Origin of the sequence: Neptuniibacter sp. CAU 1671, assembly GCF_029222905.1 — a bacterium.
GTDB lineage: Bacteria > Pseudomonadota > Gammaproteobacteria > Pseudomonadales > Balneatricaceae > Neptuniibacter.
This window is the reverse complement of the sequence record NZ_JARHUE010000001.1, coordinates 642,066-654,191: the sequence shown is the minus strand read 5'-3', so window position 1 is coordinate 654,191 and position 12,126 is coordinate 642,066. Positions and strand designations below refer to the sequence as shown.

12 protein-coding genes and 7 tRNA genes are annotated in these 12,126 nt (G+C 52.3%); 16 read left to right on the top strand and 3 right to left on the bottom strand.

What is annotated here, in order from left to right:
• Positions 1–77: 77 nt before the first annotated feature.
• The 10 genes from P2G53_RS03100 to P2G53_RS03055 all read left to right on the top strand — a co-directional run bounded on the left by P2G53_RS03100 (position 78) and on the right by P2G53_RS03055 (position 5,411).
• Positions 78–153 (top strand) — tRNA-Glu (locus P2G53_RS03100).
• Positions 154–159: 6 nt separating this feature from the next.
• A tRNA-Gly gene (locus P2G53_RS03095) sits at positions 160–234 on the top strand.
• Between the two features lie 221 nt (positions 235–455).
• Positions 456–531: transfer RNA gene (locus P2G53_RS03090), tRNA-Glu, on the top strand.
• 5 nt (positions 532–536) lie between these two features.
• Positions 537–611, top strand: a tRNA-Gly gene (locus P2G53_RS03085).
• Positions 612–636: 25 nt separating this feature from the next.
• Positions 637–712, top strand: a tRNA-Glu gene (locus tag P2G53_RS03080).
• Positions 713–718: 6 nt separating this feature from the next.
• Positions 719–793 (top strand) — tRNA-Gly (locus tag P2G53_RS03075).
• Positions 794–804: 11 nt separating this feature from the next.
• A tRNA-Glu gene (locus P2G53_RS03070) sits at positions 805–880 on the top strand.
• Between the two features lie 100 nt (positions 881–980).
• Positions 981–1,400 (top strand): hypothetical protein, encoded by a 420-nt coding sequence (locus P2G53_RS03065; protein WP_275813534.1) that lies wholly within the window; start codon positions 981–983, stop codon positions 1,398–1,400.
• Positions 1,375–2,571 carry a hypothetical protein gene (locus P2G53_RS03060; RefSeq protein ID WP_275813531.1) on the top strand — a complete coding sequence of 399 codons (1,197 nt, stop codon included), beginning with the start codon at positions 1,375–1,377 and terminating at the stop codon, positions 2,569–2,571. The genes P2G53_RS03065 and P2G53_RS03060 overlap by 26 nt, the downstream gene beginning before the upstream one ends.
• A gap of 2 nt (positions 2,572–2,573) precedes the next feature.
• Entirely contained in the window at positions 2,574–5,411 is a 2,838-nt protein-coding gene (locus tag P2G53_RS03055) for an EAL domain-containing protein (RefSeq protein WP_275813528.1), read from the top strand.
• Here P2G53_RS03055 and P2G53_RS03050 read toward each other — a convergent pair whose 3' ends face one another.
• Positions 5,412–5,804, bottom strand: coding sequence for a PA2817 family protein (locus P2G53_RS03050; protein ID WP_275813525.1), 393 nt, complete (start codon positions 5,802–5,804; stop codon positions 5,412–5,414).
• 160 nt (positions 5,805–5,964) lie between these two features.
• Here P2G53_RS03050 and P2G53_RS03045 point away from each other — a divergent pair, with 160 nt between their 5' ends.
• From P2G53_RS03045 to P2G53_RS03025, 5 genes are read left to right on the top strand one after another with little or no spacing between them, the layout of a single operon-like run.
• Positions 5,965–6,906 (top strand): ABC transporter ATP-binding protein, encoded by a 942-nt coding sequence (locus tag P2G53_RS03045; protein ID WP_275813522.1) that lies wholly within the window; start codon positions 5,965–5,967, stop codon positions 6,904–6,906.
• A complete protein-coding gene (locus P2G53_RS03040) occupies positions 6,903–7,712 on the top strand; it encodes an ABC transporter permease (RefSeq protein ID WP_275813519.1) in 810 nt (269 codons plus the stop codon). Before P2G53_RS03045 ends, P2G53_RS03040 begins: the two co-directional genes overlap by 4 nt.
• On the top strand, positions 7,712–8,536 hold the full coding sequence (gene queF, locus P2G53_RS03035; RefSeq protein ID WP_275813517.1) for an NADPH-dependent 7-cyano-7-deazaguanine reductase QueF: 825 nt from the start codon (positions 7,712–7,714) through the stop codon (positions 8,534–8,536). The genes P2G53_RS03040 and queF overlap by 1 nt, the downstream gene beginning before the upstream one ends.
• A gap of 14 nt (positions 8,537–8,550) precedes the next feature.
• On the top strand, positions 8,551–9,120 hold the full coding sequence (locus P2G53_RS03030; RefSeq protein WP_275813514.1) for a nitroreductase: 570 nt from the start codon (positions 8,551–8,553) through the stop codon (positions 9,118–9,120).
• A complete protein-coding gene (locus P2G53_RS03025; protein ID WP_275813511.1) occupies positions 9,113–9,568 on the top strand; it encodes a YiiD C-terminal domain-containing protein in 456 nt (151 codons plus the stop codon). Before P2G53_RS03030 ends, P2G53_RS03025 begins: the two co-directional genes overlap by 8 nt.
• Before the next feature lie 49 nt (positions 9,569–9,617).
• Here the strand turns inward: P2G53_RS03025 and P2G53_RS03020 are convergent, their stop codons facing one another.
• Positions 9,618–10,187: a peptidylprolyl isomerase gene (locus P2G53_RS03020; protein WP_275813508.1), complete on the bottom strand. Its 570-nt coding sequence runs from the start codon at positions 10,185–10,187 to the stop codon at positions 9,618–9,620.
• Between the two features lie 152 nt (positions 10,188–10,339).
• Here P2G53_RS03020 and P2G53_RS03015 point away from each other — a divergent pair, with 152 nt between their 5' ends.
• The gene (locus P2G53_RS03015; protein ID WP_275813506.1) at positions 10,340–10,723 is read left to right on the top strand and encodes a VOC family protein; all 384 of its coding nucleotides are present in this window, start codon (positions 10,340–10,342) and stop codon (positions 10,721–10,723) included.
• A 1-nt stretch (position 10,724) separates the two neighbouring features.
• Here the strand turns inward: P2G53_RS03015 and P2G53_RS03010 are convergent, their stop codons facing one another.
• Positions 10,725–12,101, bottom strand: a complete 1,377-nt coding sequence (locus P2G53_RS03010; RefSeq protein ID WP_275813503.1) for a class II fumarate hydratase — start codon at positions 12,099–12,101, stop codon at positions 10,725–10,727.
• Between the last annotated feature and the right edge of the window lie 25 nt (positions 12,102–12,126).

Sequence of the window (12,126 nt, the reverse complement as noted above, 5' to 3'; positions counted from 1 at the left end):
GTAAAAAAGTGCTTGACCTGAAATCAACGGCTCAATACCATTGGCTCCGCTTTCAGACCTGTTCTGACAGCGGCTGCGTCCCATTCGTCTAGTGGCCTAGGACACCGCCCTTTCACGGCGGTAACAGGGGTTCGAACCCCCTATGGGACGCCATCTCAAGCGGGAATAGCTCAGTGGTAGAGCACAACCTTGCCAAGGTTGGGGTCGCGAGTTCGAACCTCGTTTCCCGCTCCATCTCCTGTCTTTTTTATCTTCACTGTCCTTTTTTACAATGATTTCAGCCGTAAGCCGGGTGTTGAAGAAACGGCTGTGTGCCTGTTTTTCTGATGCTAAGACATTGCTAATCGGACGACTATAAAACTTTCGCTTTTTTCCTGATCTCAGGCTTGACCCTCCCGAAACTGTTATTTAATATACGCGCCTCCTCGCAAGCATAGCTTGTCTGGAAGTGTTGCGTCCCATTCGTCTAGTGGCCTAGGACACCGCCCTTTCACGGCGGTAACAGGGGTTCGAACCCCCTATGGGACGCCATTAAAGCGGGAATAGCTCAGTGGTAGAGCACAACCTTGCCAAGGTTGGGGTCGCGAGTTCGAACCTCGTTTCCCGCTCCATCTGACAGGATGTCAGAGATCGTGTGTCCCATTCGTCTAGTGGCCTAGGACACCGCCCTTTCACGGCGGTAACAGGGGTTCGAACCCCCTATGGGACGCCACCTAAAGCGGGAATAGCTCAGTGGTAGAGCACAACCTTGCCAAGGTTGGGGTCGCGAGTTCGAACCTCGTTTCCCGCTCCAGTTTTTTATGTGTCCCATTCGTCTAGTGGCCTAGGACACCGCCCTTTCACGGCGGTAACAGGGGTTCGAACCCCCTATGGGACGCCATCTCTAAGACTCTTTTCTTCATAATTAAGACTCTTGCCCGCTTGAAATTAAAGTCATTTATTGTCTACGCTGTAGCCTGACAAGGATGATTGTGACAGGCATGAAAAAAGTCCTGATTTTATTGATGTTTCTATTTTTGTGCCGACCGGAGTCCGGGCTGGCTGGCATCATTGTGAATGCCAACGTCAATATTGAATCATCAGTCAGTCGTTACACTCTTTTATCCATTTTCTCCATGCGTCTTCGTTCCTGGCCTGACGGTCAGGAAATACGGGTATTTGTTCTTCCCGATCAATATCCCGCCAACGACAGTTTTATCAAACAAGAGTTGGGTATCTTTCCTTATCAACTCAAAAATATTTGGGATCGTCTGGTGTTTTCAGGTGCCGGTCAGGCACCTGTTATCGTGTCCTCACCACAGGAAATGCTGCAAAAAGTCAGTTCTGTGCCGGGTGCAATCGGCTATATCGTAGAAAACACCAAGGGGGAGCAGGATGTTAAAGTTTTGCACGTGGACTAACTGGCTGTGCCTGGTGGTACTCGGGCCTTTAGGGTTGTCTGGTCATGCTGCGGCTCATGATCATTTTTCGATCAATGGTTTTATCACCCAGGGATATTTTCTGAGTGACCACAACAATGTCAGTGGTGACAGTGAAGATGGTAGTTTCGATTTCAGAGAGTTGGGTCTGAATGGCAGCTGGCGTCCCGCACAAAACTGGCTTCTGTCTGCGCAGTTAATGTCCCGGCGGATGGGCAAAGTGAACGATGGCAATATCCGGGTTGATTTTGCCCAGGCCGATTACCGTTTTTCCGATCTGACCAGTGGCTATTTCGGCGTCCGTGCGGGTCGTGTGAAAAACCCGTATGGACTTTATAACGAGACCCGCGATGTGGCGTTTACGCGTCCTTCAGCGGTTTTGCCCACCTCCATCTATCTGGAAAACACCCGTAATATTTTGCTTTCCTCGGATGGTGTGATGCTTTATGGCAGCTATGGCATGGAGAAAGGGTCGATTGACTCTGAATTGCTGGCCGGTTTTCTGATCGTAGATACCGAGCTGGAACAGGGGCTGATGGGTTTTAACGCCCCGGGCCGGCTTGATGACAGTCCGGCTACCTTCTGGCGGGTGATGTATCGAAGTTTCGATCAGTCGCTGCAGTATGGTCTGACGCTGGTACATGCCAAAATTCGGTATGATGCGGTAGGCGGCGCTGATATTTTCCCGGCGGATGGCGAGATCACTGTTGATCAGCTTTTGTTGTCGTATCAGTACAGCTGGAATCGGTGGACCTTCACCAGTGAGTATCTGTTCATGGAATCTGAACTGAGCGGTTTTGGTGGCGTTTATGCGGACCGAAAACCCAATCAGGGTGATGCGATCTATGGTCAGTTGGAGTATCGACTCTCGCCCACAGTGTCCACCTTTCTGCGCCGTGAGCTGAGTTATTCCAACAAGCATGACCGTAACGGTAAAACGGCGGCGGCCTTATCCGGCGCTGAGCCAGATCGCTTTTACCATCGGGACTGGACACTGGGTATCGGCTGGACCCCGCGTCAGGATTGGTTGCTCAGAGCTGAAATCCATAAATTGAAAGGTACTTCTGCACTTTCTCCGCTTGAGAACCCGGACCGTTCCGCTGTTGAACCTGACTGGCACCTTTTCATTCTGCAAGCGACCTACCGGTTTTGATGATGTCTGATACTGCGACTACCAAGCGGTTTTTAAGTCTTAAGTGGAAGGTTATCTGGTACCTGGCACTGGTATTGCTGAGCACCCAGATTATTTATGCGATTTATGCCTATCAGCAACAGCTCCAGAACCTGGAGGAAGTGCAGGATTTTTCAATTCAGCGTGATAGCGCAACACTGGATGGGCTGATTCAGAATTCCTTTGATCGTTTGCTGGAGGTGGGTGAGGTTATTCCGCTACTGGCAATGGTCACGAATCAGCAACCCGATGCAGATGACTATGTCAGAGCAATACGGGAATATTTGCCGGATATGATGATCTCCGGTGCGCTGGATGGTGCGTTTCTTTACGACAACCGTCAGCGACTGCTTGAACGGCAGGGCAACCTCTCCGCTTTATCCTCAAAACTGATTAATGAAGTCCTGACCACTGAAACTCCTCAGCGCCAGTTACACTGTGGCAAGACCTGTGTGCGTTCAGTTGCAATGCCGGTGTTATTCGGTGGACAAACGACCGGTGTATTGGTTGTCAGTCGTGAGCTAAGGGATATTGTGCTGGAATTTAAAACACAATATGGCCGTGATATTGGTCTGGCGATGGTAGGCGACGGTAACAAACAGTTTGAGCTGCAATACCTGACGAAGCGAGATGATAACCTGGATGTGATCAATCGTTTGCTGGGTGAACAGACTGTTGCTGATGAGGGTGGCGTATTTGCGGTACAAACCGATACTCGTGCTTATCAGGTCGTACTGAAGCGGGTGGCGGGAGTTACCCAAAAAGCTTACTGGATTCTCCTGTATGACCGCACTGAACTGCATGCAAAAGTGCGTTCGGATCTGTTTAATCATCTGATGATTGCGGGTTTCGGGTTGTTTTTTGCCGGCCTGGTGCAGTTATTGGTGTTACGTCGTCCACTGCGCACGCTGAGTCGAATTGCCCAGTTACTTCCGTTATTGGCCAGTAGTAGTTACCGCGAAGTAAGGCTTGGCCTGAATCAATTCAGAGAATCCAAATTTTACAGCGATGAACTGGATCTGTTACAGGACTCCACGGGTGACCTGACTGTCCAGCTGGAACACCTGGAAGCCTCCTTGGTGCAACGTGCGCAAAATTTGCAGCAACGTTCTGAACAGCTAAAGGCCGAGCGCGACTTCGTGACGCGCCTGATGGATACCGCAGAAACCCTGATTCTGACCATGAGTGCTGAAGGGCGGGTGGTCAGCATCAACCGTTATGGCCGACAGCTGTTCCGTCTGGCTGATGCCCCTCTGGATCTCAGTTTTCTGCAACTGGCGCATCAGGCTGATGGTCATGAGAAACATCTGCAGGCTATGAAACTGGTGTTATCCGGACAAAAAAGCAAACTCCAGCTGGAGTCCTCCCTGCTGGACGGCGACGGGCATCAGGTGCACATCTCATGGCTGCACAGCAAGCTCGAGCTGTCCAATTCCGAGGCGGTGATTCTTTCGATCGGCATGGATATCACAGAACGGACACAGGCAGAGCAGCAGGTGTCCTGGCTGGCGAATCACGATGTTCTGACCAAGCTGCCAAATCAGGTGATGTTTAACGCCAGTCTTGAGCAGATATTGCGCTTACAGCAACCCGGCAGCCCAACCGCGCAGCGGGTAGGTATCCTGTTCTGTGATTTTGATGGTTTTAAGGATGTTAACGATTCTCTGGGACACCCTGTCGGTGATGAACTGCTTCAACTGGCGGCGAAACGCATCGCTAATGTGGTAGATGGAAAAGGGATGCTGGCCCGGCAGGGCGGTGATGAGTTTTCGGTGATTTTGAGCAGCTGTGAAGACTTTGATCAGATAGCAGTGGTGGCCGATGCCATTTTGGAAGCGTTTCGTCATCCGTTTTCGATCTCCGGTTATGAGATCTTCTCCAGTCTCAGTATCGGTATCGCGGTCTATCCTGACCACGGGACTGACCGGATTAATCTGGTGAAACATGCCGATGTGGCGATGTTTGAGGCCAAGGATCGCGGTAAAAATCAGTATTGCTTCTTTGAAGGGGCAAAAAGCAACGCGCGCTATGAGCGTTTTTCCCTCACCAATGATCTGCGGAAGGCTCTGGAGCGCAATGAGTTCAGGCTTGTCTATCAGCCACAGGTGGATGCCCGCAATGGTCAGGTGATCGGGGTTGAAGCCCTGTTGCGTTGGCAGCACCCGGTGCATGGCATGATTCCGCCGGATAAATTTATCCCGCTGGCGGAAGAGAGCGGTCTGATTGTGGATATTGGCCATTGGGTGTTGCAGGAAGCCTGTCGCAGAACGCAGGACTGGAATCAGCAGGGTATGCATTTCCAGGTGGGTGTAAATCTGGCGGGTCAGCAGATCTTGCATGCTTCCCTGCTGGAGAGCGTAGAGCAGGTATTGAATGACACCGGGCTGGCACCTGAGTTGCTGGACCTGGAGGTGACTGAGAACTTCCTGCTGCGCCAGCCCGAAGTGACGCTGCCAAAGTTGCGTCAGCTCAGGGAGATGGGTATTCGTCTGTCAATGGATGATTTTGGTACCGGTTATTCTTCCTTGAGTTATTTGAAAAAATTACCTTTGAATACCCTGAAAATAGATAAAAGCTTTATCAATGATATTGGGGATCGCGGCGAGGGTGAAACCATTATCAAAGCGATCATCGGTCTTGCTCAGGGTCTGGGTATGGAGTGTATTGCTGAAGGTGTTGAAACGCCGCGTCAGCTTACCTATCTGATCAACCACGGCTGTTACCTGATTCAGGGGTATTACTACAGTAAACCACTGAGTCCAGACGAGCTGCCGGATTATGTGCGTCAGCAGATGCGCCAGAGCCTGCAACTGAAAAAATGATCAGTGCAGGCCGAGAATGCGGGCGCGCGCCTGTTCATAGTTGAACGTCGTATCGTTCTGTTCTTCGGCTTCGAAACGCAGTTCATCCAGTTGCTGATAGCGCTCAATCTCATCATCCGGCATAAAGTGCAGACAGCTACCACCAAAAAACCAGAACAGGTCCCGGGGTACCAGAGGCATCAGGTCAGTGTAGGTGATGGCGATCCGTTCCAGCAGTGTCTGTCCAAGCCCAAGGTCAAACTGCTGTGCAAAGCTGTCGATCAGTTGCTGCCACTGCTCCAGCAGTTCTGCCGCTGTGCTGTCTTGCGGGTCATCAAAGGGCGCATGTCGCGACAGGTTGTTATAGGCCAGTTTCAGCAGATTCAGATGAAAGTCCTGATAGGCTTGTTGCATGCTGGGATCCTTTGATTTCAACAGTCGATTCTGGGCGGCATTTTAACGCTTAGCTGCTCGGCTGTCCTGTGCGTAACACTCTGTTGCACGACCTGAACTTGAAATCTGGCCTGTCAGGCCTCACCTTACAGCCCTACACTCAGCCGACCGGATGTGACGGATGACCGCAGCCTTACTGATCGAAGATCTGCACAAGATCTATGACAATCAATTTGAAGCCCTGAAAGGGATTTCTCTTGAAGTTAAACAGGGTGATTTTTTTGCTCTGCTGGGACCCAACGGGGCAGGCAAATCCACAACGCTGGGCATTGTCTCGTCACTGGTGAATAAAACCCGCGGCCGTGTCACCGTGTTTGGTCATGATATCGATGTGGCGGTAACCCGGGCAAAACTCTGTCTGGGGGTGGTGCCGCAGGAGTTTAACTTCAACCCGTTTGAGCGGGTGATTGATATTGTGGTCACTCAAGCCGGGTTTTATGGCATTCCGAAAAAACAGGCCGCAGAAAGAGCAGAACACTACCTGCGTAAGTTAGGTCTCTGGGAGAAACGGTTTGAGCGTGCGCGGATGCTTTCCGGGGGTATGAAACGCCGCTTGATGATTGCCCGGGCGCTGGTGCATGAACCGCGTCTGCTTATTCTGGATGAACCCACCGCCGGGGTGGATATTGAGCTGCGCCGTTCCATGTGGGAGTTTCTCAAGGAGATCAACGCGGCGGGCACCACCATCATTCTGACCACCCATTACCTTGAAGAGGCTGAAAGTCTCTGTCGTAACATCGCGATCATTGATCATGGCCAGATCATTCAGAACAGTTCGATGAAGTCCCTGCTGGCCAAACTGAATACCGAGACCTTTATTCTCGATCTGGAGCAGGATATCCATGCGTTACCGGTGGTGGAAAAGTACGCCCTGAAATGGGTGGATGAACACACGCTGGAGGTTGATATTGAAAAATCTCAGGGTATTAACCCCTTGTTTGCCCAGCTCTCGGAGCAGGGGATTGTGGTCAGCAGTATGCGTAATAAAGCCAACCGGCTGGAAGAGCTGTTTGTGTCACTGGTCGATAAAAACCTGCCTAAAGAAAAAGTGAGTCTGGTATGAATTCAAGCACACCTGAAGACTTTAGTTCAGCCCGTTATCGCCAGCTGCTCTGGACCGCCTTCACGACGATTGTGGTGAAGGAGATCCGGCGCTTTACACGGATCTGGGCCCAGACTCTGCTGCCACCTGCCATTACCATGACCCTGTATTTCATTATTTTCGGCAACCTGATTGGCAGTCGGATCGGGGATATGGGTGGCTTTGGCTACATGGAGTACATCGTACCCGGTTTGATCATGATGTCGGTGATCACCAACTCTTATGGCAACGTGGTGTCCTCCTTTTTTGGTACCAAGTTTCAGCACAGCATCGAAGAGTTGCTGGTGGCACCGGTACCTAACTGGGTGATCCTGAGTGGTTATGTGATTGGAGGCGTCTGCCGCGGATTGGCAGTCGGTTTAATTGTGACCCTGTTGTCGCTGTTTTTTACCGATCTGCAGATTCACCATCTGGGGGTAACGGTGGGTATTGTGCTGATGACCGCGGTGCTGTTTTCGCTGGGTGGTTTTATCAATGCGGTTTACGCCACCACCTTTGATGATATTTCAATCATCCCGACCTTTGTGCTGACACCCCTGACGTATCTGGGCGGTGTATTCTATTCGATCAACCTGCTGCCCGAGTTTTGGCAGGGGGTCTCTCAGCTCAATCCGATTCTGTATATGGTAAACAGCTTCCGCTATGGCATTCTGGGTGTCAGCGATATTCATGTCGGATTTGCTTTTGGCATGATTTTGCTATTTATTGGGGGCCTCTTTACCTACTCACTGCATTTGCTGAATACCGGCAAAGGAATTCGTAACTGATGAAACCATCCAACCCCCTGCACAGCTCGCCTTTAGGGCAGCAGACGGACTATATCAACCAGTATTCGCCTGACCTGCTGCATCCGATTCCGCGGCATATTAACTGGGCGGAAAAAGGCATTGATCGCAGTTCATTACCGTTCAGAGGGGTGGATATCTGGAATGCCTATGAACTCTCCTGGCTCAACCCCCGGGGTAAACCTGAAGTGCGGCTGGCAGAGATCAAGGTGTCCGCGGATTCAGTGAACATCATTGAATCCAAATCCTTAAAGCTCTACCTGAACTCTTACAATCTGACCCGCTTTGACAGCCAGCAGCAGGTGGTCAAACAGCTGACCAACGATCTGTCGGTTGCGGCTGAGGGCGAGGTGACGGTGCGGCTTTATCATCCGGATCAGGCGCCTGCCTTTGGCCAGTTCACCGGTTTTTGTATCGATAATCAGGATGTCGAGATAGAACACTATCAACCAACGCCCGCCTTGTTGACCACCGGTGAGGATGAGGTTGAAGAGGTGCTCTACAGTCACCTGCTTAAATCCAATTGTCCCGTGACCGGCCAGCCGGACTGGGCCACCATCGGTATCAGTTACAAAGGCAAGGATATCGACCGGGAAGGGTTGCTGAAGTACATCATCTCCTACCGGGAGCATGGCGATTTCCATGAGCAGTGTGTCGAAAACATCTTTATGGATATCTGGCAGCAGTGTCAGCCGGAAAACCTCAGTGTCTACGCGCGTTATGTGCGCCGTGGCGGGCTGGATATCAATCCTTTCCGCAGCTCGGAGATGGATGATATTGATAACCTGCGGCTCAGCCGGCAGTAAGCGGGGGGATCGTTGTGGATGCACTGACACTGTTACATGAACGGGTTTCAATGCCCCTGCTGGAAGCCCCTGGTCCGACTGCAGAGCAACTAAATCAGATCTTTACTGCCGCAGTCAGAGCACCTGATCACGGTGCGCTAAAACCCTGGCGCTTTCTGCTGATTGAAGGGGATGACCGGCTTGCACTGGGTAAGTTGTTTACCCGGGCGGCGTTAAGTGATGACCCGGAGTTGGCGGAAGAGAAGGTACAGAAAACCGCCGGTAAACCACTACGGGCTCCCACGATTGTTGTGGTGATTGCCAAAGGGCTTGAACACCCGAAGGTACCGGTACTGGAACAACAGATCTCCGCGGGCTGCAGTGCTCAGAATATGATTCTGGCGGCCCATGCGCTGGGGCTGGGTGCCATGTGGCGTACGGGTGGTATGGCGTACCATCCGGTTGTACACACAGGGCTCGGCCTGAGTGCCGATGAAAGCATCATCGGTTTTATCTACCTGGGTACCCCGGTGCGAGAGCGTCGCATACCTAAGGTCGAAACAGATGCCTATATCACGCGCTGGCCGGAGCCAAATGATGGCTGAACGTGTCAGCGGTGAAGCGTTTCTCGCCCGTCTCAAGCGGGAAATTCCGCTGACCTGTCATATGGGATTGAGCACGCCCAACTGGAATGGCCAGCAGTTACAGATGCCAGCTGCACTTGCACCGAATGTGAATGATAAAGGCACCGGGTTTGGCGGCTCTCAGGTAGCACTGGCCACCCTCTGCGGCTGGAGTATCACCACTCTCTGGCTGGAAGAGGCTGGCATTAAAGCATCGGTGGTGGTGAAAGAGAGCCAGGTTGAATACCTGAAACCGGTCACTGGCGATTTTGTGGTTGAGACGGAGCTTCCAACGCAAGCAGTGCTGGATGAGGCACTGAGTCGCTACAGGGATCGGGGCAGAACACGGCTGAATCTTGAAGTGCGTGTACGTCAGGGAGAGACAGTGGCGTTGCGTTTGCAGGGTCAGTATGTTGCTTTTGAGCCTTAACCCGCTTAGATCAGAAGGCAGCACCCAACGGGCGCTGCCTTAGCAGTGATTACTGCGCGCCTTTTCTGAAGGCTTTTTCCAGCGTCACGTCCTGTTCCGGAACATCACGGTGACTGCCTTTCATGGTGGTTGGCACGTTGTTGATCGCGGTGACCACATCCATGCCTGTTACCACGCGGCCAAATACGGTGTAGCCCATTCGGCCCGGACGCATATCCAGCATCGGGTTATCTACCGCATTGATAAAGAACTGCGCTGTGGCACTGTCAGGATTGCTGGTGCGTGCCATTGCGATGGTGCCCTGCAGGTTGCTCAGACCATTATGGGATTCGTTACGGACCGGACCGCGGGTGGTTTTGCGGTTCAGGTCTGCGGTAAAGCCGCCGCCCTGAATCATGAAACCTCTGATCACACGATGAAACACGGTGTTGTTGTAAAAGCCATCATCGACATAGGTCAGGAAATTTTTCACGGTTTCAGGTGCCTGGTCCTGGAAAAGCTCCAGCTCGATTACACCGTGGTTGGTCTGCAGAATCACATGGGGATTGTCCTGTTCTGCCTCTGCATGACTGAAGGCTGCGCTCAGCAACAAGCACAGAGAAAGAAGGATATGTCGCATAGTCTGTTGTCCTTGACGTTATTGTTGTTGATAGGGCAGGTTACCCACACCCCGTTACTGAGTCGCGTGGCTGGGCAAAAGTTCCGGGAGCATTCTAAAGTATTCTGAAACAGTGTGCGAAACTCAGTCCATTAACCTGAAGCAGGTTTGTTATGCTTTCTATCATTGGCATTGATCATGTGGTTATCCGGTGTCGCGACATCACGCGCAGCCTGGATTTTTACTGCCGTATTCTGGGTTGTCGGTTGGAGCGTACAGTGGAGTCGATACCCCTGTATCAGTTGCGAGCCGGTCACAGTCTGATCGACCTTCGCCCTGGCGAGCCCGCTGCTTCCGGGCAGAATATGGACCACCTATGCCTGCGGATTCGGGCGTTTGATGGCGAACGGATTCGCGCCTGGCTCGAAAGCGAAAATGTAACCCTGCTGGGTAATGTTGAGCGCCGCTATGGTGCTACTGGTTTTGGCGACTCACTGTATCTGGAAGATCCGGACGGTAACTGTATCGAGCTGAAAGCCGAGTCCGATGACGTCTGAGCTATTGCCCGCGGGTCAGTTTCTCTGGGTCCAGCAATGCAGTGAGCGTAGCCCGATCCAGATCGGTTTCTTCCAAAGCAACGTCAATGATTGGCCGTTGTTGCTGACAGGCTTTTTTCGCAATCTCAGCCGCTTTCATATAGCCAATCACCGGATTCAGCGCCGTGACCAGAATCGGATTGCGGTTCAGGGCTTTTTCCAGCTGATGCTGATTGACCTTAAAACTCGCAATGGCCTTGTCTGCCAGCGCAGTGCAGGCCTGAGCGAGAATCTGCAGACTGTCGAGCAGGCAATGGGCGATCAACGGCAGCATGACATTGAGTTCAAAGTTGCCGGACTGTCCTGCCACGGTGATGCTGGTGTCATTGCCCATCACCCGGGCTGCTACCATGGTAACCGCTTCCGGAATCACCGGATTGACCTTGCCGGGCATAATTGAAGAGCCGGGTTGCAGTGCTTCCAGTTCTATCTCGGCCAGCCCGGCCAACGGGCCTGAATTCATCCAGCGCAGGTCATTGGCAATTTTCATCAGGCTGACCGCCAGTGTTTTCAGCTGGCCAGACAGGGCCACGGCAATATCCTGCGAACCCATATGGGCAAAATAGCTACGCGCAGGCTGAAAGGTAATGCCGGTTGCTGCGCTGAGCTGTTCACAGAAGAGCGCTGGAAAACCCGCCGGCGCATTGACTCCGGTCCCCACCGCTGTCCCGCCTTGGGCCAATGTGTGGAGTAGCGGCTGCAGGGCAATGAGCTGCTCGCGGTTCTGGTCGATCTGACAGGCCCAGCCATCCAGCACCTGTGTCATCTGTACCGGCATGGCATCCATCAGGTGAGTGCGGCCGGTTTTAATCATACCGTTGAGCTGTTCACCTTTATGACTCAGTACACTGCTCAGATGGGACAGGGCGGGCAGCAGTGCCTGATCCAGTACCATGGCTGCGCTGACATGGATCGCGCTTGGGATCACATCATTACTGCTCTGTCCCAGATTGACCTGATCGTTGGGCGAAACGGTCTCGCCCAATGTTGCACTGGCCATGGTTGCGAGGACTTCATTGGCGTTCATATTACTGCTGGTACCGGAGCCGGTCTGGTAAACATCCACCGGGAAGTGCTGCATCAGTTCAGGTGTTTCCAGCAACGTATCTGCTGCATTAACAATGGCTTCACCGACGTTTTCCGGTAGGGTGCCCAGTGAGATATGCGTGCGAGCCGCGGCGGCTTTGATCAGGATCAATGCCTTGATAAAGCTGACTGGCATTGTTTGACCACTGATCGTAAAGTTGTCGACTGCGCGCTGGGTTTGGGCGCCATAGAGGGCATCTGCAGGGACTTCAAGCGGCCCCATGCTATCGGTTTCGGTTCGTGTTGTTTTCATAACATCACCTCATATTAAGCATAGC